This is a genomic window from Jeotgalibacillus proteolyticus (assembly GCF_050107735.1).
In the GTDB taxonomy this organism is placed as follows: domain Bacteria; phylum Bacillota; class Bacilli; order Bacillales; family Jeotgalibacillaceae; genus Jeotgalibacillus; species Jeotgalibacillus proteolyticus_A.
In genome coordinates, this window is the sequence record NZ_JBNILO010000003.1 from 119,686 (window position 1) to 142,450 (window position 22,765).

Here is a 22,765-nt window from a genome sequence, read left to right on the forward strand (position 1 = left end):
CTTACCCTTTTGACTCCAAAGCCTGCCTCATAATTTCCCGGCCATTTAAAGCTAAATAATGATCCGGCTGGGCAGCTATCGCCTGCTCAAAACAGCTTAGGGCTTCCATTGCATCTTCCTGGAATCCTGCATACGCGACTCCCAGATTGTATAACGCATCTGCGTGCTGTGGATTAAGCTTTACTGCATGCTTTAGCTGCTTTAATGCTTCATCCCCGATTTCAAGCTGTGCGAGTGCGAGCCCGAATTGAAAATACGCTTCAGCATCCTCCGGTGAAAGCTCTGCAGCACGCTGCAAATAAGGGAGTGACAGCTTGACTTTCTCCTCGTTTTTCAAGGACATTCCGAGCATAAAATAAACGTCGGAATCCTCTACTCCTTTTTCAAGTGTTTTCTCATAGAGGCGGGCACTCTCTGAAAACCGCTCTTCGTTATAATACAAATTTGCCAGAGAATAATACGCCAGACCCGCATCTTCGTTTAAAATTATCGCTTTTTGAAAAAAGCGTTCTGCTTTTTCCGTTTCGTTCATTTGCGCAAGTACATTGCCGAAATTAATATAAGCTGTTTCATCTTCCGGCTTCTCTTCAATCGCCTGATTTAGAAGTTCTATGGCTTCCTGATATTCGCCTTCTTGCAACTTTTTTATGGCTTGTTCATTTAAATTCATGTAAGACTCATCTCCCTGCTGTTGCTGTTTCTGTTACCAGCTTTAATCATGTGAAATTCTTTGCTAAAGCTCTTTTTTAAGCAACAGGATACTGCTTAAAAGTATAACATACGTGCTCATTTGAACCGAAACGAAAAAAGAATGCTTCAGGGAAACTTTTACTCTCTTTCTCAAGTTTCAGAGCGAAAGTAAAAGAGTTCCCGAGCATTCCTGTCCTCAGCCTACATATTCAAGCTGCTTTTGTTCCTTATAAATTTTATCGATCGTTCCTCCGCCAAGACATTCGTCGCCATTGTAAAAAACAACTGCCTGTCCCGGGGTAATAGCTCTAGAAGGTTCGTCAAAAACCACCTCTGCCAGACCGCCGTCTTTCATATGAACCGTAACGCCATGATCGGACTGGCGGTAACGGAATTTTGCTGTACAGCGGAATGTTCCTTCCGGTTCTTTACTTGATGTCCAGCTGAGATCAGCCGCGATTAAAGAGTGGGAGTATAACGCTTCGTGATCAAAGCCCTGACCGACAAAAAGCTGATTTTTCTCTAAATCTTTTCCAAGTACGAACCACGGCTCTCCGGAACCACCGATGCCAAGCCCGTGTCTCTGGCCAATCGTATAATACATTAAGCCATCATGCGATCCGACTTTCTTGCCTTCCATCGTTACCATATCCCCCGGCTGAGCAGGCAGGTATTGCCCTAAAAATTCTTTAAAATTTCTTTCTCCAATAAAACAGATGCCCGTGCTGTCTTTTTTTGAAGCTGTAGCAAGTCCTGCTTCCTCGGCAATCCTGCGTACTTCTTTTTTATTGATCCCGCCGATCGGAAACATTACCTTCGCAAGCTGCTGCTGGGTCAGCTGATTTAAAAAGTACGTTTGGTCTTTATTTTCATCCAGCCCCCGGAGCATTTTAACTTCTCCATCTCGCTCTTCAACCTGCGCGTAGTGGCCTGTTGCCAGGTAATCCGCTCCAAGCTTTAACGCGTGCTCTAAAAAGGCATTAAATTTAATTTCCTTGTTGCACATGACGTCCGGATTCGGCGTGCGTCCTGCTTTGTACTCTTCCAGAAAATACGTGAACACTTTATCCCAATACTGCTTCTCGAAATTAACCGCATAATAGGGGATGCCGATTTGGTTGCAAACACGAATGACGTCATTGTAATCCTCTGTTGCTGTACATACACCTGCATCATCTGTGTCATCCCAATTTTTCATGAAGATTCCGATCACATCATAGCCCTGCTCTTTAAGCAAAAGAGCAGCGACAGAAGAATCGACTCCTCCTGACATTCCTACCACTACACGGGTATCTTTCGGTGATTTCTTCATTTTCCTCACCACTTTATCTATTATTTCATCAGCTGATCTTTATTTAAAACGATTTACGATTAGAGCAACCTGATCAGCTATTATGTCAGCATCTTCTGTAGTACTGCCGAGTCCGAAGCTGAAGCGGACAGAATTTTTCAAGCGCTCATCATTTTTGCCGTACATGGCAGAAAGGACATGCGAGGGCTCAAGAGATCCGGCTGTACATGCAGAACCGCTGGATACCGCAATACCTGCCAGGTCCAGATTAACAAGCATTGCTTCAACATCTGTTTCTGCGATGCTTAAGTTTAGCACATGCGGAAGTGAGTGCTCAAGAGATCCGTTCACTTCATAAGCGACTTCTTTTTCGCTTAGCTTTTGCAGCAAATGGTTTTTTACTGACCTTAATTGCACTGTTTTATCTTCTCTTTCTTTACATGCAATTTCGACCGCTTTGGCAAAAGAAGCAAGAGCTGGTATATTTTCAGTGCCTGCTCTTCTCTTACGTTCCTGCTCCCCTCCAAGAAGTCCTGGTGAAAGAGGTGTGCCGTTTTTCACATAAAGAAAACCGACCCCTTTAGGTCCGTTAATTTTGTGAGCCGAAACGGAGAGCATGTCAACGTTTAAATCTCCAACATTTATGTTCTCGAGTCCGTAGGCTTGTACAGCATCCGTATGAAAAGACGCCTGATGCTCCTTCAGCAGCTCGCCTATTTCCCGGATCGGCTGAATGGAGCCTACTTCGTTATTTCCAAACATAACTGTGACCAGAATGGTATCCTCGCGCAATGCTTTTTTTAATTCACTGATCGAAATCTGACCAGCCTCATCCACATCCAGGAATGTAACTTGAAAACCCTGCTCAACCAATGCTTCACAGGGGTGCAGGACAGCATGATGCTCTATTTTTGTTGTAATTATATGACGGCCCTTGTCCTTAAGAGCATTTGCTGTTCCAACAATCGCAAGATTATTAGCTTCTGTACCACCGCTGGTAAAGATAATTTCATTAAAATGCGCCCCAATACTGGATGCTAATTGACTTCGTGCTTCATCCAGAAGGTGGCGGGACCTGCGGCCGACAGAATGAATGCTTGAGGCGTTTCCGTAATTCTCAGATAATGTTTCTGTCATTACTTTTACAGCCTCAGGATGCATCGGTGTTGTCGCAGCATGGTCTGCATAAATTTGAATCACTCTTTTTCCCTCCCGTTTTAAATGTAGAACATGTAAGCATCTGACTGGCCTTCATCCGTGTAATTTGCCAGATCTTCTATTGTCGTGTGGTCGAGTACATCTTTGACGGCATCCCGGATTCTCATCCATAATTCCCGCTGAGGAGGCGCTTCGTCTTCAATTCCTTCTACTGGAGAGATCGGCCCTTCAAGCACCCGAATAATGTCTCCTGCAGTTATTTCATTCGGTTCCTTTGCTACAATATATCCGCCATAAGCCCCGCGAATGCTTTTCACATAACCTGCATTTCGCAAAGGAGCGATTAGTTGTTCAAGATAATGCTCTGATAAGTCGTGCGTTTTAGCGATTGCTTTTAAAGAGGTAGGACCCTCTCCATATCGTTTTGCCAGCTCAATCATAATGGTCAGGCCATAACGGCCTTTTGTTGATATTTTCATTACAAAATCCACCTCTGCCCCTCGATGTTTAACTTTTGATATTATAGCATAGAACTGCAATCGTTGGCATTTCAACTGTTTTACTACTATGATTAGCAATAAGATAGACTATTAGTATGGAGTGATCATATGAGCATTAAACCACTGGCTTTTCGTATGAGACCGAGAACGATAGATGAAATGATAGGACAGAAACATCTGGTGGGAGAAGGCAAAATTATTCGCAGAATGGTTTTAGCAAAGCAATTGTCCTCCATGATCCTTTACGGACCGCCGGGGATTGGCAAAACCTCTATTGCATCAGCTATAGCAGGCAGCACGCAGTATGCTTTCCGCACGCTGAATGCCGTCACAAATAATAAAAAGGATATGGAAATCGTTGCTCAAGAAGCGAAAATGTCCGGTAAAGTCATTTTGCTTCTCGATGAAGTTCATCGCCTCGATAAAACCAAGCAGGATTTTCTTCTACCCTACCTTGAAAACGGCATGATCACCCTTATCGGCGCGACTACAAGCAATCCGTATCACGCGATTAATCCCGCCATTCGAAGCCGGTGTCAAATTTTCGAGCTACATCCATTATCCTCTGACGATATGAAAACCGCTATTTTAAGAGCATTGGAAGATGATGAGCGCGGCCTGGGAAAACAAAAGGTAATCCTTGAGGATGAAGCGTTGGAGCTATTAGCCCACGGAAGCAATGGAGACGTAAGAAGCTCACTTAACGCGCTTGAACTTGCCGTGAAATCAACTTTGGCTGAGGATGACAGCATAAGAGTAACCGCAGAAATTGCAGAAGAATGTCTTCAGAAAAAAAGTTTTTCTCACGACAAAGACGGGGACGCTCATTATGATGTCATGAGCGGATTTCAAAAATCAATCAGGGGCAGCGACGTGGACGCATCCCTTCATTACCTGGGAAGGCTGATTGAAGCCGGGGACCTGCCGACTATTGCCAGAAGACTTTTGGTTATTGCTTATGAAGACGTTGGGCTTGCGAGTCCTCAAGCGGGGCCAAGAACGCTTGCAGCAATTGAATCCGCTGAAAGACTTGGTTTTCCTGAAGGGCGTATTCCGCTTGCTAATGCTGTAATCGAGCTTTGTCTTTCACCCAAATCAAATTCTGCCATCAGCGCAATTGATGCGGCTCTCGGAGACATTCGTGCCGGAAAAAGCGGGTCAGTGCCGGATCATTTAAAAGATGCCCATTACAAAGGAGCAAAAGAAATGGGAAGAGGTGTGGAGTATTTGTACCCTCACAGCTATCCAAACGGATGGGTCAAACAGCAGTACCTTCCCGATTCATTAAAAAAAGCAGCTTACTATCAGCCCAAAACAACGGGAAAATTTGAACAGGCATTGAAGCAAATTTATGAAAAAATGAAATAGTCGATTTCGCCCGGTATGCCAAATTTAAAGACGGTGGGATAGAATTAAAAAAAGATTTAAAAATTTGGACGTATTTATATGTAGTATGAGGTGAGCGGAGCGGAATGTGGCGACTCCTGCAGGAGATGACGGCAAGCTGAGCCTTTACAGGGCAAGGCCCTGAAAAGGCTCAAGCCCCCGTCCCTGCGGAAAGTGTCTGCCTGAAGCGCAGTGAACCGATCAAAGAGCATGAGACATATTGTCCCATGCTCTTTTTTTCAAAAGAAATGATGTGGTTTAAGCGGCGATATCCCGTTTAGTAAATACCGTAAACGCTAATGCCACAAAAATTGTGAAGTAAATCAAGATCATGATAATGGAAAACGTCATCGTCATGCCTTCTACTAGGGGCATTCCCATTTCATACATCGTCAGGTTCGTATTGGCAAACAGACTGTACTTAGCCCAGTCATAGTACATCGCAATAAAGCCCGTAGCTGTTCCGCCGACAAAGTAAAGGAATAAGCTGATACCGATCGCAAGAGAGCTGCTGCGAAAAACAGCTGAAATCATAAATGCCATTGTGGTAAGGAGTATAACATCGATTGAATTATACAGGTAAACTTTCATCAGATAGAAAATCATATTGCTTTCCCTTACTTCTCCATCTGAGAAGGTCAGTTGAACTGCTGATCCGGAATCAAAGAATATAGCACCTAGGATCAATGACAGGACAGTTAAAATCCCAATTAATGATAGACCGAAAGTCGCAACCGTGAGAAATTTAGCTAAAAGAATTTTCCAGCGGGCAATCGGACGGATCATTAATAATTTGACTGTTCCCCATGAAAACTCACCTGCAACAATGCCGGAAGCTACGATAATGGAGAATAAACCTACCAATGAAATCATAAAGGAGTTATTTTCCATGTATCTCCACATTGAATCACCGTTATTTGGTTCGATATCGTTTTCAAGACGATATTCGTTTAAGGCTAGTTTTCCTTCGGGACTTGGCGTGTAAAAGCCTTCTTCACCCGACTCGATCGTCATTTGAATCTGTTCGTTCTCCGTCTCCAAAACCTGACGCCAGTCATCATCCGTCGCTAAAGTGGAATTTATAAAAAGAGCAATAACAGCTGAAGCGATGACCGCTAAAATCAGCAGTCCAGCCATCACATATGTACCCGGGCGGTGCAGAATCTTCATCCATTCATTGCGGATTAAATTACCCATGCTTTACCAGTCCTCCCTCTGTCGTTACTTCAAGGAACCTGTCTTCAAGTGTTTTAGCTGCCGGAGAAATACCGTACACATCTATATTCTCCGCCACACAAAAACGGATAAGCTCCGGAATTTGTTCTTTAGTCATATCAATCACCAGTGATTGTTCCACTACCTCTACCGTCCATTCAGCATGATGTGTAAGAACTTTCTTCTTCACTTCATGAGGCTCTTTTACTTCAAGTTTGAACAGCTTTCCTTCAGTAGAAACAAAGTCGTCCATAGACTGAACATCAATTAATTTGCCATTTTGGATGATTCCTATGCGGTCACACATCATTTCCATTTCTGAAAGCAAATGACTGGATACAATTACCGCCATATCCCGTTCTCTTGCCAAGCGTCTTATGTAGTCGCGGATTTCACGAATGCCTGCAGGGTCTAGTCCGTTGGTAGGCTCATCTAAGATCAGTACTTTTGGATCGTGCAAAAGGCTTTGAGCAATCCCCAGCCGCTGACGCATTCCAAGTGAATAGGTTTTCACCTTTTCGTGAATCCGTTTTTCAAGTCCTACCAGTTTGACTACTTCATTAATTTTCTCTTTAGAAATTCCTTTGTACATTCGTGCGTAGTGAACTAAATTTTTATAGCCGGATAAAAATTTATACATTTCCGGGTTTTCAACTATCGCCCCTACATGCCGCACGGCTCCTTCAAAATCAGTTTTAATGCTTTTTCCTTCGATCAGAACATCACCATCTGTTAATTTCATTAATCCTACAATCATTCGGATAGTGGTAGTTTTTCCTGCTCCATTAGGCCCGAGGAAACCAAACACTTCTCCTCCGTATACGTCAAACGAAACTTTATCAATGATGGTTTTCCCCTTGATTACCTTCGTGACATTTTTCAACTCTACAATCGATTTTTTAGTCATGCCTTCCCTCCTGTTTTTTCTCATTTAATTTGGCTTGTCTTGTAATTTACGTGTGAATTGGAAGAAAGTTTCACCTATACTAACAGATTAACTAGAAAAGTTGTTTCAATTTTCATCTGTTAATGGAGCATAGCATAAGAAAAAACCAGTCCGTTTTGTATTAAGGACTGGTTTACAGATTATTGGACGCGTTTAATCATGATATCTTTTAACAGCGTATTTATGACATAGCTCGCCGCGATTAACCCTGCGACTGAAGGAACAAAAGCATTAGAGGACGGCGGCATTTTAGCTTTTCTTATCGCAGCCTCGTCATTGCCAACCGTTTTTCTGACTTCTTCACGTATAATAATAGGGCTCTCATCTGAGAAAACGACGGGAATGCCTTTAGGGATGCCTTCTTTACGCAACTGTTTTCTGATTACTTTTGCAATTGGATCTGTATGGGTTTTTGATATGTCTGCAATTTTAAAACGGGTTGGATCCATTTTATTGGCTGCTCCCATACTTGAAATAATCGGAATCTCTCTTTTCAGGCATTCTTTCATTAAATGAATTTTATAGGAAATTGTATCAGAGGCATCCACTACAAAATCAAGACCGTGGCTGAAAAACTCTTCGAAGGTTTCTTCTGTATAAAACATTTTCAGTGAAATCACTTCACAGTCAGGATTAATATCTTTAATTCTGGTTTTCATTAGGTCTGCTTTTGGCTGACCTACAGTAGAAAGAAGTGCAATCACTTGACGGTTTACATTTGTGATATCTACATCATCTTTGTCTACGAGAATTAAGCGGCCGACTCCGCTTCGTGCAAGCGCCTCAGCGGCAAATGAACCCACACCGCCAATGCCGAGCACTGCGACTGTTTTTCCTTTCAGAAGGTCAATTCCTTCTGATCCAATAGCAAGTTCGTTTCTTGAAAATTGGTGAAGCATGTCAATCAACTCCAAATTAGTTTAGGATAACGAAACTAAGGATAGCTTACTTTCTTTGTTAAATCAATGAGCCTTCATAAAAGCATAAAAAAACCGCCGATACGATCAGGCGGTTTTAAAAGTATGTAAGTGCTGGCAAATCCCAATCGTGCCGTCTCATTAAAGATCTATTGTTTTGAACCCGCTCTCAGCAGGTGGGTGCCCTGTTTTCTGCTTAATGCGTCCTCGCAAAAGGCATGCACGGTGCAGAAAAACGCAGGCTCCCAATAATAGAAGTGTTCGGTCAAAACGAATTGAGCAGATAACGTACACATCAGGACTTGCCTTGTTTGTAAATAATAGCATACCTTTTCTTAAAGATCAATCTTTAACAACGGCAATTTATTTATTATTCTGAAGATTCAAAGATAACTTTAATTCATCCAGCTGAGCTTCACTTACTTCTCCTGGTGCGTCTGTTAAGACACAGCTTGCACTTGCTGTTTTTGGAAATGCAATGGTGTCCCGTAAGTTGGTGCTTCCAGACAATAGCATAACAAGTCTGTCAAGACCGAGTGCAATTCCTCCATGCGGCGGTGTACCGTACTCAAAGGCTTCAAGCAAAAATCCAAATTGCTCTTTAGCTTCTTCCTCTGAAAACCCAAGAACTTTAAACATTTTTTCCTGAATCCCGCGCTCAAAAATCCGAAGAGAACCTCCACCTAATTCATACCCGTTCAGTACAATATCATATGCCTGTGCTCTTACAGCTGCAGGATCCGTTTCAAGAAGCGGAATGTCCTCTCTTACAGGCATTGTAAAAGGATGATGGGCAGCATAATAACGGCCTTCATCTTCTGCATATTCCAGCAGCGGCCAGTCTGTCACCCAGAGAAAATTGTATAGAGAGTGATCAATCAGCCCAAGCTCTTTTCCAAGCTTTAACCGCAGCGCACCCAGGGCATCAGCGACAACCGGTTTTTTATCTGCTACAAACAGAAGCAGATCACCTTCTGCTGCATCTGTTTCAGCCGCAAGACGGGCCATCTCATCTTCTCCAAAGAATTTAGCAATCGGTCCGGCAAATCCTTCTGAGGAGGTTTTAAGCCATGCAAGACCCTTCGCGCCATAGCGGGAAACGAATTCGCCAAGTGCATCAATATCTTTTCTTGAATAGCTGTCTGCTGCGCCTTTTACATTTATCGCCTTAACCTGGCCTCCATTTTCAACTGCACCGCTGAAGACCTTGAACCCTGAAGTTCCCATCGACTCGGATAAATTAATTAGTTCCATTTTAAAGCGCGTGTCGGGCTTATCAGAACCAAACCGCTCCATCGCTTCGCTGTAGGTGATTCGCGGCAAAGGAAGTGCAATGTCTATACCTTTGACGTCCTTCATCATGACTGAAAGCATATTTTCATTCATTTCCATGATCTCTTCCTGGCTCATAAAGCTTGTTTCAATATCAATTTGCGTAAATTCAGGCTGCCGGTCAGCACGCAGATCTTCGTCTCTGAAGCAGCGGGCAATTTGATAATACTTATCAAATCCACCGACCATAAGCAGCTGCTTAAATAATTGCGGCGACTGCGGAAGAGCGTAAAATTCCCCCTCATGCACTCTGCTTGGAACCAGATAGTCACGTGCGCCTTCAGGTGTACTTTTCGTCAATACTGGCGTTTCCACTTCTATAAACTGATCATCGTCGAGAAAGCGGCGAATCGACTTCGTAATGTTGTGACGCACTTTGAAGGTTTCGGTCATAACAGGACGGCGCAGGTCTAGGTACCGGTATTTTAAGCGAATATCTTCTGCTACTTCTGTTTTATCTTCAATGGCAAAAGGAGGTGTTTTCGCTTCACTGATGACAGTCACCTCTGTAGCGTGAACTTCAATTGTCCCTGTAGCAATATTGGAGTTTATAGTGCCGGCTTCTCTTGCCTGAACGGTTCCTTCAATGCTGAGCACATATTCGCTGCGGATGGCTTCCGCCTTTTTTAAGGCATCTTCTGAAATAGCAGGGTTAAACACAACTTGAATAATGCCCGTTCTGTCACGCAGGTCAATAAAAATCAGACCACCAAGGTCACGGCGCTTTTGCACCCATCCTTTTAAAACTATTTTTTCGTCAATCGCTGAGGCGGGTACTTCCCCGCAATAAAATGATCGTCCAAACATTGATTTTCCTCCTTAAGATTGCGTTAAATAATCAAATAATTGTTCAAATGGAACGTTTTCCTGCGTGCCGCTCTCTAAATTTTTCACGACAACCGCTCCTTCACTGAGTTCATTTTCTCCAATAATGGCTACAAATTTTGCCTTCAAACGATCTGCGCTTTTAAGTTGTGCTTTCATTTTGCGATTTAATGTATCCATCTCAGCACTCAAATTATGCTTTCTTGCTTTATAGGTCAGTTCAACGGCTTTATCCTTTGCCTGTTCACCCATCGTGACAAAGTAACAGTCCAGGGAAGTTTCAGCAGGCAGCTCGATGCTCTCTGCATCCAGAGCAGACAGCAGACGCTCGATGCTTAAAGCAAATCCGATTCCTGGTGCACTCGGGCCTCCGAGGTCTTCTGACAGCCCATTGTATCTGCCTCCCCCGCATAGTGTAGTAATGGCGCCAAAGCCCTCTGCGCTGCTCATAATTTCAAATGCAGTGTGGTTGTAGTAATCCAGCCCCCTTACAAGATTTGAATCTACTTCAAATTCAATCCCCATCAAGGTCAAGTAGTGCTGCAGCTTATTAAAGTAAGCAGAGGACTCTGCATTCAGGTAATTAGCAAGTGAAGGCGCAGTTGCCATTAATTCATGATCCCGGTCTTTTTTGCAATCCAATATTCGAAGAGGATTTTTTTCAAGACGCATCTGACAATCGTGACAAAACTCGTTGATTCTCGGTTTAAAGTGATTGATTAATGCTTCTTTGTGGGCAATCCGGCTTTCTGTATCACCTAAACTGTTAATCACGAGCTTCAGCTTTTTCAAGCCAAGACGCGTATACAGTTCCATAGCAAGCGAGATCACCTCTGCATCAATGCTAGGATCGTCGCTGCCAATTGCTTCAACACCGAATTGAACAAATTGTCTGAAGCGGCCAGCCTGGGGCCGTTCATAACGGAACATAGGGCCGTTGTAAAATAATTTGACCGGCTGATTGACCTGGCCGAACAGTTTATGCTGAACAAAGGAACGAACGACTCCTGCTGTTCCCTCCGGACGAAGCGTCAAGCTTCTTTCGCCACGGTCCTGAAAGGTGTACATTTCTTTTTGGACAATATCTGTCGTATCCCCTACACCACGTTCAAACAATTCTGTATGCTCAAACATAGGCGTGCGGATTTCTTTATACTGATACTGCTCACAAAGTTCTTTCGCCACTTTTTCAATGTACTGCCATTTTTCAACGGTTCCAGGAAGAATATCCTGTGTGCCTCTTGGAATTTGAATAGACATGAAATTTCCTCCTTCAACTATCAATTCGGATTAAACGATCGACAAAGACCGGAAAATATGAACACAAAAAACTCCCGTCCCTTGTCCTAAAACAAGGGACGGGAGTTTATTCCCGTGGTGCCACCCTAATTGAAGCATAAAAAGCTTCCACTCAAGGCAGTTAACGCCTGCATACGTCAGTTCCTACTAAGAGACCTTTTCAGAATTGAACCTACGGGGTGTTCATTCAATAAGTCGTCATGCAAAACCGCTTGCAGCCTTGGCGGTTTTTCTCTGTTCATGCGTATTCTTATTTACTGTTCCCCATCATTGGTTGTTTTACGTTTTTTATAATGTAATCAATCATAATAAGCCGCCACATGATTGTCAAGCTTAAATGAAAAGACTTTTTATTTGAATTTTCTAATGACGGATACCTTTCATCAGTATAAGATAGAGGAAAGACAAAACAGAGAGGTGTTGTGAATGAAACTGATCGGTTCCATTTTGGCCAGCGTTCTGTTTGCTTCTTTTTCACTTCCGGCTGAAACGGTTCTTGCAACAAGCAACAGTGCTGTTATTGCCTCGGATCATGTAAACATGAGAGAAGGGCCCGGACTTGCTTATGCGACTGTTGCAACAGCAAATGATGGGGATACATATGAAATTCTGGATGAAGAGTATGGATGGCTTAAGCTCAGACTTTCCGGTGGAAAAGAAGGCTGGGTCGCTGAATGGCTGACGGTACAGCAGGAATCGGCAGAACCTGAAGCAGCGGCTTCCTCTCAAATTGCAAAAGTTACGGCGGATCAATTACGAGTAAGAAGCGGACCTGGAACAGATGAAAGCATCGTTCGATCTCTTCAGCATGGAGAAGAGGTTGATATCGTTTCAGAAGAAAGCGGCTGGGCAGAAATTATAATGCAGGATGGCACAAATGGCTGGGTGACCTCAGACTATTTGTCCGAGGTCACTGCCGAAACAGATTTACCTGGATCCGACGCTGCAGACAGCTCTGAGATGGCAACGATTTCAGTTGACCGGTTAAATGTGAGGGATGATTTCTCATCAACCGGAACGGTGATCGGGTCGTTGAACCAGGGAGACAGCGTCAGAATCATTGAAGAACAGTATGGATGGTATCATATTGAAGGAAATGGACTAAACGGCTGGGTCAGTTCTGCTTATGTGCAGGCAAATACACCTTCAGCACAGACTGATCAGCAGGCCTTAAATGGGGATGCAGGCGTTGAAGATGCCGTCATCACCATTATGGTGGACGCATTAACTGTAAGAGAAGAACCTAGTCATGCAGGCAGCCCTTTATCAACAGTGAACTATGGAGAATCTTTTATGATTGAAGAGCGATCCGGGGACTGGTTTAAAATTGCTTCGCCCTCCGGAGAAGAAGGCTGGATCGCCAGCTGGTATACAGAACCCGGCGGAACGGTAACCTCCGTGGATGCTTCCACGGATGACGGCAGTCGGTTAACAGTTTTATACAACGGATCGAATGTTCGAAGCATGCCGTCTGTTCAATCGGAGGTTGTTGCACGAGTCAACTCAGGTGAACAGTATACAGCTGTATCTCAAAATGGGGAATGGTTTGAAATTGAACTTAATGATGGCTCCTCAGGATTTATAGCCAATTGGATTGTTTCTACAGAAGAAGCTGCAGAAAACCCGGCAGAAGAAGAACCAGAAGAGATAACTGAAGAAGATGCACAGGAAGAAGGGGCGGATCTCCCTGCAGCCTCTCTAGAAGAAGCTACGATCGTCATTGATGCCGGTCATGGAGGACGGGACAGCGGGGCAGTTGGTGCAAGCGGATCCTATGAAAAATCGTTGACGCTTAGAACGGCTGAAATCCTGTATCATAAACTTTCAAGCACCGGTGCCAACGTCATTATGACCAGACAGGACGACAGATATATTGATCTGCACACCCGTGTAGCTTCATCACAGCAAAACGACGCAGATTTATTTATATCGATTCATTATGACTCAATAGATGACAGGAGCGTTCGCGGATATACGACTTATTACTACGGAGATATGGATCAGTCTTTTGCCCAATCCGTTCACACCGGACTTCAGGAACAATTAAATCTGCGTGACCGCGGCGTGCAGTTCGGCAATTACTTAGTGCTGAGGGAAAACTCCATTCCCGCCATTCTTCTTGAATTAGGATATATCAGCAACCCTTCAGAAGAAGCAGTCATCACGAATGATCAGTTTAGAGAAATCGCAGCAACCGGTATCTATAATGGAGTTGTAGACTATTTTGAATGAAAAAGGAACCGCCTGGCCCCTTTTGGGAGTGCTGGCGGTTCCTTTTTACTTACGTTTTTAAGGAGTTTCCACTATTAATGTAACGGGACCATCGTTCACAAGAGACACGTCCATCATGGCTCCAAATACGCCTTTTTCCACGATCACACCTTTTTGCTCAAGTAAACTGTTGAACAAATTATATACTTTTTCAGCATGGTCAGGCTTCGCAGCACCCATAAAATTGGGTCTTCTCCCCTTTTTTGTTTCTCCATATAGAGTAAACTGGGAAATAGATAGAATTTGACCGCCTCGATCCAGCAGGGACTCATTCATTTTCCCGCTGTCATCTTCAAAAATTCGAAGATTCACTATTTTTTCTGCCATATAGGCTGCTTCCTTTTCCCCGTCCTCATGGGTGATTCCTATTAAAAGAACGAGACCGTTATCAATCTGCCCTGTAACTTCTCCATTTACAGAGACAAATGCCTGCTTACTTCTTTGCAGAACGACTTTCATGATCCTTACATCCCCCTCCGGTCATTAGTTCACAATCCGCTGAACGGAGTAGATATCTGAAATTTGCTTAATTCGTTCAACCACACGCTGCAAATGATTTACATTTTTAATCATAATGGACATATTAATTGTAGCCATTTTATTGCGGTCAGTTCGTCCGCTCACAGCTGAAATATTTGTTTTCGTTTCATTTACCGCCTGCAGTACCTCATTTAAAAGCCCTCGTCTATCATAGCCGGATATTTCAATATCCACGTTATATTCTTTTTTGTCCTGCGGGGTGCCCTCCCATTCAACTGGAATGAGCCGTGCATTCGCATTTGCATCATCCTGTATATTAGGACAGTCTGTCCGGTGTACAGAAACTCCCCTGCCTCGTGTTATAAAGCCGATAATATCATCTCCCGGCACAGGGCTGCAGCATTTAGATAAACGTACCAGCAGATTATCAATTCCTTTTACCGTTACTCCCGCCTCGCGTTTTTTTCGGTGAGAAGGAGGCTTAATATCCGCCATTGCTTTTTCAAGTGTATCTTCTTCATCACGGAGCTTTCTGAGCTTTTCGGTTAAGCGGTTGGCAATCTGCACTCCCGTAATTCCGCCGTATCCTACAGCAGAATACATATCCTCCACATTTGTAAAGTTGAATTTCTCTGAAACTCTTTTGATATTTTCTTCTGTCAGTACTTCTTTAGGATTAAATTCAAGCGACCGGATTTCCCGTTCGACGATATCCCGGCCTTTATCCATGTTTTCGTCTCTGCGCTGCTTTTTAAAGAATGCTTTGATTTTATGCTTTGCTTGGGAGGTTTGGGCAATTTTCAGCCAGTCCTGGCTCGGTCCGTACGAATGCTTCGACGTCATGATTTCAATAATGTCGCCCGTTTTTAAGGTGGCATCAAGCGGAACCATTTTACCGTTCACCTTTGCACCAATGGTCTTATTGCCGATTTCTGAATGGACCCGGTAAGCAAAATCAATTGGAACAGAGCCAGCCGGCAGTTCCATCACATCTCCTTTTGGTGTGAACACATAGACCATGTCAGAAAAAAGATCAAACTTAAGAGCATCCATAAATTCTTCTGCATCGGAAGAATCCTGCTGGAATTCAAGAATTTCGCGGAACCATGTCAGTTTATTTTCAACTGATGCCTTATTGTCTTCACTTACAATTGTTCCCTCTTTATAAGCCCAGTGCGCCGCGACACCAAACTCTGCAATGCGGTGCATATCCGATGTTCTAATCTGAACTTCAAGGGGATCTCCTTTAGGGCCGATGACGGTCGTATGAAGAGATTGATACATATTAGGCTTTGGCATGGCAATGTAGTCCTTAAATCTTCCAGGCATTGGCTTCCAGCACGTATGGATGATGCCGAGAACTGCATAGCAGTCCTTAATGCTGCTTACGATGACTCTGACTGCAAGCAGATCATAGATTTCATTAAATTGTTTATTTTGCATCGCCATTTTTTTATAAATGGAATAAATATGCTTGGGGCGTCCATAGATATCTGCATCTATATTAACATCGGTCACCTGGTCCTTAATTTCCCGGATGACCGTTTCTACATATTCTTCACGCTCATTGCGTTTTTTCTTCATTAAATTAACGATTCGGTAGTATTGCTGCGGATTTAAATAGCGAAGAGAAGTATCCTCAAGCTCCCACTTAATCGTTGAAATTCCAAGCCGGTGCGCTAAAGGGGCAAAAATTTCAAGTGTTTCATTTGAAATGCGAATCTGCTTTTCAACCGGCATATGCTTTAACGTTCTCATATTATGAAGACGGTCAGCGAGCTTAATTAATATCACCCGGATATCCTGCGCCATTGCGATAAACATCTTTCGGTGATTTTCTGCCTGCTGCTCTTCTTTTGACTTATATTTTATTTTTCCAAGCTTCGTCACACCATCAACAAGCATCGCCACTTCTTCACTAAACTGCTCGGCCAAATCTTTATAGGAGTAATCTGTATCCTCCACTACGTCATGTAAAAAACCGGCAGCAACAGTAGACGGGTCCATTTGTAAATTTGCCAGGATACCCGCCACCTGAATCGGATGAATGATATATGGCTCCCCGGATTTGCGAAACTGTTCCTTATGAGCTTCAGCTGCCAGGGCATATGCTTTTTTCACTATATCCACCTGACTATTGTTCATGTAAGTTGATGCAATCACGAACACTTCATCCGCGGTAAGTACTCGTTCGTTCGCCATACGCTATATCACCTTTATCGTTTGAAATAAATTTTTTGTGTATTGTACCTATTATTAAAAAAAATCGTTCGTCTGTAAAGCGATTATGACTTTTTTTCATGACGAATGGAGTAAAAACGGCTTATTTCGACACAAACTGTATATAAAAAGAGCCCCGATTGTGGGACTCTCATCATTTATTAGTATTGCATTAGTGTAAGCATATCATATCCTTCTAATTTGTCACGCCCATCAAGGTAAGTGAGCTCAATTAAGAAAGCGATTCCTGCTACTACTCCGCCAAGTTCTTCAACGAGCTTGATGGTTGCCTCAATGGTTCCGCCCGTAGCAAGAAGATCATCTGTAATTAAAACCCGCTGACCAGGCTTAATCGCATCACGGTGAATGGTTAAAACATCTTTTCCGTATTCAAGTCCGTAATCCACTTTAACCGTTTCACGCGGAAGCTTGCCTTCTTTCCGGACAGGAGCAAAGCCGATTCCAAGTGCGTAAGCAACAGGACAGCCAATAATAAATCCTCTTGCTTCCGGACCTACTACTATATCAATATCTTTATCATTCGCATATTCTACAATTTGATCCGTCGCATAGCGATACGCATCTCCATTGTCCATAAGAGTCGTAATATCTTTAAATCGGATTCCCTCTTTAGGCCAGTTTTCCACGATTGTTACATACTGCTTTAAGTCCATACCTTTTCTTCCTCCTCAGGTCTCTTCGCCCCGTCTATGTGCTGTTCAAACCAGTTTTTCAACTGTTGAAAAGACGAATATAACAACTCCTGCTCCAGCTGAACCATTCTTTCTTTTGACTGGTAGGCAGGAGAATGGGATAAATCACGTTTTTGAACAGAATTGTTCACCGTAACGATTCCATCACTCATTGTAACAAATTCCAGCTCAAAAAACACCTTTGTCATAAAATTAATCGTTTCTCTTGTCCATCCTTTATGACCTGCAAGAGCATCTCCATTTTTATGAAGGTCGAAGGACTGCCTCTTCTTAAGGAAACCATAATACCAGGCAAATTGATCTCTTTTAGGCATGCCGCTAAAAAACTGAGGATTTTCCTGATAAAAATGGACGTAAATCCGGGTCGGGAGTCCGTTGCGAATTAAAGACAGAATTTGTTCTTCATCCTGCGGGAGGTCAAGAAGTATAATTTGCTTATGATCTATGGAGTGTTCCGCCGCTTGTTCCCGGTTTTCTATCACCTTGATCTGTTCCTCGTCTATATACTGCAAAAACTCTTTTTTTGTTTTTGGATCAAATGCAATAAACTGGCGTTCTTCAGGCAGAGTCGGAAGCCATCTCTGCGGCTGGGAAATTCCTCTTACATCGAAAAGCTGCCACTCATTAACCTGAATATCCTGAACAAAAAGCTGAGGCTTTCTGCTATTATTCCATTCATTAATTGAAAGCTCCCCAATCACATCCACTTTTGCCAGCGGTGAAATATGATCGGCAATTTCTCCCAGACCAAAAGCAATACCGTCGAGCGTAGACTGATCTTTTTGAAGCGTTAGTTTTAAATGATTGTGGCTTGCTCCTATTTTCCGCAGCGAAGTCACTGATGATTGTTCGATCAGAACTTTCGGTTTTGGATTTTTCATCCCGAATGGTGCAAGGAGCTGAACTTGCGAAATTGAATGTAAATCAATTTCTTCCAGGGAAGCAACCGTATCAATCGCTGTAATGGGAATAAAGTCTTCATCTGAAAGTTTTCCCGCCTGGTGATTCAGACGCTCCCTCAGTTCGTCTACTTGTTCTATTGGAAGAGTCATTCCGGCTGCCATAGGGTGACCGCCAAAATGCGGAAGTATATCACGATTACGTGACAGTTCCTCAAACATATTAAACCCTTCAATGCTTCTAGCTGAACCTTTTGCTTTATTTCCATCAGGGTCCAGACACAGCATAATAACGGGACGATAATAGCGATCTACTAATCTTGAAGCTACAATACCGACTACACCCGGGTTCCAGCCCTCTTTAGCGATAACAAGCACCCGGTTTTCTTCGAGGGGATATAAATTTTCAACTTGTTCAATTGCTTCTTTTGTAATATCACTGACAATGGTCTGACGTTCTTTATTTATCTGATCAATTTCCTGTGCGAGTGCTTCTGCTTCTTCCATCTCTTCAGTCATCAGCAGTTCGACAGCAGGATCAGCATCCGCAAGCCTTCCAACTGCGTTTAACCGCGGTCCAATTACGAAACCAACGGATTCTTCATTCAGCTCTGCCAATGAAGCACCTGCAATTTTGCAAAGTGCCTGAATTCCCTTACGGCGGGTTTGGCGCAGCTCATGTAACCCTTTTTTCACCAGAAGCCTGTTTTCATCCCGCAGCGCAACTAAATCTGCGATCGTTCCAATGGCTGCAAGGTCAAGGAGATGAACGGGCGGTTTTCCCAATAGGGCATGCGCCACTTTAAATGCTACTCCAACACCTGCCAGCTCTTTAAAGGGGTAGCTTCCATTCGGATGGTTAGGATGAATAATGGCAAGCGCTTCTGGCAGCTCTGGACCCGGTTCATGGTGATCGGTGATAATTAAATCAACTCCAAGCTCCTTTAATACCTGTGCTTCCTTAATGCCTGAGATGCCATTATCTACTGTGATCAGCAATGATACTCCCTGCTCGGCTGCAAATCGAAACGCATCCTCATTTGGTCCGTATCCTTCTGTAAAGCGGTTTGGTATGTAGAATTCAACATTCGCCCCTATTTCCTGCAGCACGCTCAGCATAACCGAAGTACTCGTAACTCCATCGGCATCGTAATCACCATAGACCATGATGAGCTCCTGATTAGTAACAGCGTGTTTAATTCGTTCAACAGCCTGTTCCATTCCTAATAGCAGAAATGGGTCATAAAAAGACTGGCTTTCAACATATAAAAACGATTTTGCTTCTTCAACAGCCGTGATTCCCCGCTGAACAAGCAATTGAGCTACAACAGCCGGTATGTCGAGAGCTTCTTGTAGTGTAAGGACATGTTCATTATTAATGGGATGAATATTCCATCTTGTTTTAGATTGTAACATTTTCTCACCTCTTTAGCGTTCTTCATTATACAGCAGGTTTACCTCCTATTCAATGAGCCATGGTCACTCCTTTCCATAATAAAAGAGCTTGGGACAAAAATGTCTCAAGCTCTACAACCGGTTCACTTTGCTTCAGGTGGACGCTTTCCGCAGGGACGGCGCTGAGCCCTCCTCAAGGCTCTGCCTATAGGAGTCTCTGCTTGCCGTCAAGTCCTGCAGGAGTCGAAACCTTCCGCTACGCTCACCTTATACTTACGGTACATTATATTACTTTCTCTAAGGCTTTTAGTTATGCCCCAGCCTCTTTTTTGCAGTTATTATTCTCCTGATCCATCAGGCGCTGTTCTGCGGTAATCTGTGCGCGAAGGAAGCGGTTCTGTACGATTTTCTTCTGCTTTCGCCAGCTGCTCGTTCAATTTCAGGTTTTCACTTTCAAGATGCTTCACTTTCCGCTGAGTAACAAATAAACGGAAGAGGCCGACTGATCCAATAATTAGTCCCCCCATTAAAACGGAGCCTAAAATAACCAGAATTAAAGGCATTTCTGTTTCAGCAAAACCAAAATTTACAGTTACAGGATCGACATTAATAACAGCAAAAATTGCTACTAGAAGAGCAAATATAATTCCTAAAATCAATACCCACTGAAACTTCATAGCATGTCCCCCTTTCTTAATAATACTTGGATACAGGTAAATTACCCTTATTTCTAAATTACTAATCCTCTGATAGCAAAGCCCTAGCCTGAAATTAAGAAGAACCTGAGACAACTGCCTCAGGTTCCTTCTTTGTGCGGTTCACTGCCTTCAGGCGTGTGTTATTCGCAGGGACAGCTGCATGAAACCACTCTCCTCGGGCTTAGCCTTAAGGGGTCTCAAGCAACCGTCATATCCTGCAGCAAGCCGACATCTTTCGCTCAGCTCAACCCATATTGCTACTACACATTACACAACTGGCTCATCTGACCATTCTTTTTTCTCTTTATACGTAACTAACGAACCTTTTTTCTTCAATTCGCGTTTTTTCAGTACATACCAGAACTGAGTGGCGATAAAAACAGAAGAATAGGTTCCTGCGATTAAACCGATTAACAGGGCAATAGAGAAATTCAGAATGGAAGTGGCTCCAAAGAAAATCATTGCAACAACGACCAGAACGACTGTCAGAACGGTATTAACCGATCTGCCCAGTGTCTGACGGAGTGACTGATTGACCACTTTAGCCAGCTGTTCTTTTGATTCCACCAGCTTCAGTTTTCTTAAGTTTTCTCTAATTCTGTCAAACGTAACAATCGTATCATTAATTGAATAACCAATAATCGTCAGCACGGCCGCTATAAAGGTAATATCGACTTCAAGACGCAGAATGCTGAAAACAGCGATAATGAAAAATGCGTCATGAACGAGGGCGATCACGGATGCAAGAGCCATGTATAACTCAAATCGAATTGAAACGTACAAAATAATTCCAAGCGAGGCAATGGCAACTGCGTATATCGCGTTTTGAGCCAGCTCTTTCCCTATAATTGGATCTACTGTAGATATATTTGGATCAGAGCCATACTTGTCTTGAAAATATGTCTTCAACTCTGCAATTTCTTCCTGATCCAGTGACTCTGTAAACCTTGCGACTCCAGTTTCCTGATTTTCACCGGATATCACAATGCTGCTCGCCTCAAGTCCAATTTCAGCCAAGTCTTCCTCAACGGTCTCTTCAGTGAGCGACGTATCCGCAAGTACATCCATTCTCGTACCGCTCGTGAAATCAATACCGAGATTTAAGCGGAATATAATTAGAACCGCCAGCCCTGCCACAATAAGCACACCGGATAAGGCGAAAAATTTATTCCGGCTGCGAACAAAATCAAAACGGTCAAATCTAGTAGGCAAATCCAGTGAATCTACCTCTTCATTGTAATCATTAATTTCAGAAGCCTTTACGCCAAACCAGCCTTTTTTATTGTCAAGGAATTTACTTCTGACCCAAAGACTCATGAAAAGACGAGTTCCAAATACAGCAGTAACAAAACTTACAATTATACTGATTAACAGCATGGTCGCAAATCCTTTTACTGAGCTTGTTCCAAAGTAAAACAGTACTATTCCAGCTAATAAGGTTGTAATATTCGCATCAAAAATCGTCCATAAAGAGGATTTGCTTCCTTCTTCGTATGCCTGACGAACAGGCTTGCCGACTTTCAATTCTTCTTTAATTCTTTCGTAGGTGATAATATTGGCGTCTATCGCCATCCCGACACCAAGAATCAGTGCCGCAATACCCGGCAGCGTCAGGACACCATTCATCCAATCAAAAATTAATAAGATCAGGTAAATGTAAACGGATAGTGTAAGAACACCAATTAAGCCTGGGAAACGGTAAAAAGCGATCATAAAAAGGAAAATCAATGAGATGCCGATAATACCGGCTAATATTGTCTGATCCATTGCCATTAAGCCAAAGGAAGCACCTACAGAAGTGGAATACACTTCTTCCAGTTCAACAGGAAGTGCACCTGCATTAAGCAGATCTGCTAAATCCTGAGCTTCTTGAGGAGTAAAGCTGCCTTCAATAACAGGTGTAGTGGTTGAAATAACCTCAGATACATTCGGTGCTGAAATAAATTTCGGCTCTTCTTTACCGGCTTCTTCAGCGTAGGAATCTCCTTCTTCGTAATCCAGCCAGATGACCAGCTTATTGTTTGGCGGTCCCATTTCAAGAACTTCCTGTGTTACTTCCGCAAACTTTTGTCCGCTTTGCAGCTCCAATCGGACGATTGGCTGATTCTCTTCATTAAATGTCTGTGTAGATCCTCCCTCTACTAAATCAGACCCGCTGAGCATTTCGTTATCATTTACATCACGGAATGTAAGGTTTGCTTCTGTAGAGAGGATTTCTCTTGCCTGATTCTGGTCTTCCACTCCCGCAAGCTGAACGCGTATGCGGTTGCCGTTTTCAACTTGAATGACCGGCTCGCTTACGCCTAAAACGTTGACTCTGCGGTCAAGTGCCTGGGCTGTGTCTGATACAACATCCGGAGGGACTTCTTCACCGTCCTCTCCTTTAACCTGATAGAGAACTTCAAAACCCCCCTGAAGATCCAGACCCAGCTTAATATTTCCTAAAATTGTCTGGGTAGTCATCCCCATTGCGCCACCAATTAAAACAATCAGTAAGATGAAGGTGACGATTCTGCTTCTTTTTACCATT

17 protein-coding genes, 1 other RNA gene and 1 other annotated feature are annotated in these 22,765 nt (G+C 43.3%); of the genes, 2 read left to right on the forward strand and 16 right to left on the reverse strand.

Annotated elements, in window-relative coordinates; genetic code table 11:
• Nucleotide 1 precedes the first annotated feature (1 nt).
• From ACQCT8_RS05925 to cymR, 4 genes are all read right to left on the reverse strand, one after another.
• Complete coding sequence (locus tag ACQCT8_RS05925) at nucleotides 2-670, reverse strand: tetratricopeptide repeat protein (RefSeq protein ID WP_426869352.1); 669 nt, start codon at nucleotides 668-670, stop codon at nucleotides 2-4.
• Nucleotides 671-886: 216 nt separating this feature from the next.
• A complete protein-coding gene (gene mnmA, locus ACQCT8_RS05930) occupies nucleotides 887-2,014 on the reverse strand; it encodes a tRNA 2-thiouridine(34) synthase MnmA (protein ID WP_426869354.1) in 1,128 nt (375 codons plus the stop codon).
• 27 nt (nucleotides 2,015-2,041) lie between these two features.
• The gene (locus ACQCT8_RS05935) at nucleotides 2,042-3,181 is read right to left on the reverse strand and encodes a cysteine desulfurase family protein (protein WP_426869356.1); all 1,140 of its coding nucleotides are present in this window, start codon (nucleotides 3,179-3,181) and stop codon (nucleotides 2,042-2,044) included.
• Between the two features lie 17 nt (nucleotides 3,182-3,198).
• Nucleotides 3,199-3,618: a cysteine metabolism transcriptional regulator CymR gene (gene cymR / locus ACQCT8_RS05940; RefSeq protein ID WP_426869358.1), complete on the reverse strand. Its 420-nt coding sequence runs from the start codon at nucleotides 3,616-3,618 to the stop codon at nucleotides 3,199-3,201.
• Nucleotides 3,619-3,747: 129 nt separating this feature from the next.
• Between cymR and ACQCT8_RS05945 the strand changes: the two genes are divergently transcribed.
• On the forward strand, nucleotides 3,748-5,007 hold the full coding sequence (locus ACQCT8_RS05945) for a replication-associated recombination protein A (protein WP_426869360.1): 1,260 nt from the start codon (nucleotides 3,748-3,750) through the stop codon (nucleotides 5,005-5,007).
• Nucleotides 5,008-5,283: 276 nt separating this feature from the next.
• Here the strand turns inward: ACQCT8_RS05945 and ACQCT8_RS05950 are convergent, their stop codons facing one another.
• From ACQCT8_RS05950 to hisS, 6 genes are all read right to left on the reverse strand, one after another.
• A complete protein-coding gene (locus ACQCT8_RS05950; protein ID WP_426869362.1) occupies nucleotides 5,284-6,222 on the reverse strand; it encodes an ABC transporter permease in 939 nt (312 codons plus the stop codon).
• A complete protein-coding gene (locus tag ACQCT8_RS05955) occupies nucleotides 6,215-7,147 on the reverse strand; it encodes an ABC transporter ATP-binding protein (protein WP_426869364.1) in 933 nt (310 codons plus the stop codon). Before ACQCT8_RS05955 ends, ACQCT8_RS05950 begins: the two co-directional genes overlap by 8 nt.
• A gap of 179 nt (nucleotides 7,148-7,326) precedes the next feature.
• The gene (locus tag ACQCT8_RS05960) at nucleotides 7,327-8,085 is read right to left on the reverse strand and encodes a tRNA threonylcarbamoyladenosine dehydratase (RefSeq protein ID WP_426869366.1); all 759 of its coding nucleotides are present in this window, start codon (nucleotides 8,083-8,085) and stop codon (nucleotides 7,327-7,329) included.
• Between the two features lie 135 nt (nucleotides 8,086-8,220).
• A non-coding RNA gene (ssrS, locus tag ACQCT8_RS05965) (6S RNA) lies at nucleotides 8,221-8,408 on the reverse strand.
• 58 nt (nucleotides 8,409-8,466) lie between these two features.
• A complete protein-coding gene (gene aspS, locus ACQCT8_RS05970) occupies nucleotides 8,467-10,242 on the reverse strand; it encodes an aspartate--tRNA ligase (RefSeq protein WP_426869368.1) in 1,776 nt (591 codons plus the stop codon).
• Between the two features lie 12 nt (nucleotides 10,243-10,254).
• Nucleotides 10,255-11,520: a histidine--tRNA ligase gene (hisS, locus tag ACQCT8_RS05975; protein ID WP_426869370.1), complete on the reverse strand. Its 1,266-nt coding sequence runs from the start codon at nucleotides 11,518-11,520 to the stop codon at nucleotides 10,255-10,257.
• Nucleotides 11,521-11,611: 91 nt separating this feature from the next.
• Nucleotides 11,612-11,839: a binding site (T-box leader), on the reverse strand.
• 146 nt (nucleotides 11,840-11,985) lie between these two features.
• Between hisS and ACQCT8_RS05980 the strand changes: the two genes are divergently transcribed.
• Entirely contained in the window at nucleotides 11,986-13,791 is a 1,806-nt protein-coding gene (locus ACQCT8_RS05980; RefSeq protein ID WP_426869372.1) for an SH3 domain-containing protein, read from the forward strand.
• A 57-nt stretch (nucleotides 13,792-13,848) separates the two neighbouring features.
• Here ACQCT8_RS05980 and dtd read toward each other — a convergent pair whose 3' ends face one another.
• The 6 genes from dtd to secDF form a co-directional block, all read right to left on the reverse strand.
• The gene (gene dtd / locus ACQCT8_RS05985; RefSeq protein ID WP_426869374.1) at nucleotides 13,849-14,289 is read right to left on the reverse strand and encodes a D-aminoacyl-tRNA deacylase; all 441 of its coding nucleotides are present in this window, start codon (nucleotides 14,287-14,289) and stop codon (nucleotides 13,849-13,851) included.
• A 24-nt stretch (nucleotides 14,290-14,313) separates the two neighbouring features.
• Complete coding sequence (locus ACQCT8_RS05990) at nucleotides 14,314-16,512, reverse strand: RelA/SpoT family protein (protein ID WP_426869375.1); 2,199 nt, start codon at nucleotides 16,510-16,512, stop codon at nucleotides 14,314-14,316.
• 179 nt (nucleotides 16,513-16,691) lie between these two features.
• On the reverse strand, nucleotides 16,692-17,204 hold the full coding sequence (locus tag ACQCT8_RS05995) for an adenine phosphoribosyltransferase (protein ID WP_278239604.1): 513 nt from the start codon (nucleotides 17,202-17,204) through the stop codon (nucleotides 16,692-16,694).
• Nucleotides 17,195-19,558, reverse strand: coding sequence for a single-stranded-DNA-specific exonuclease RecJ (gene recJ, locus ACQCT8_RS06000; RefSeq protein WP_426869378.1), 2,364 nt, complete (start codon nucleotides 19,556-19,558; stop codon nucleotides 17,195-17,197). Before recJ ends, ACQCT8_RS05995 begins: the two co-directional genes overlap by 10 nt.
• Nucleotides 19,559-19,875: 317 nt before the next feature.
• Nucleotides 19,876-20,214, reverse strand: a complete 339-nt coding sequence (locus tag ACQCT8_RS06005) for a LapA family protein (protein WP_426869380.1) — start codon at nucleotides 20,212-20,214, stop codon at nucleotides 19,876-19,878.
• Nucleotides 20,215-20,502: 288 nt separating this feature from the next.
• Nucleotides 20,503-22,764 carry a protein translocase subunit SecDF gene (gene secDF, locus ACQCT8_RS06010; protein WP_426869382.1) on the reverse strand — a complete coding sequence of 754 codons (2,262 nt, stop codon included), beginning with the start codon at nucleotides 22,762-22,764 and terminating at the stop codon, nucleotides 20,503-20,505.
• Nucleotide 22,765: the final 1 nt, after the last annotated feature.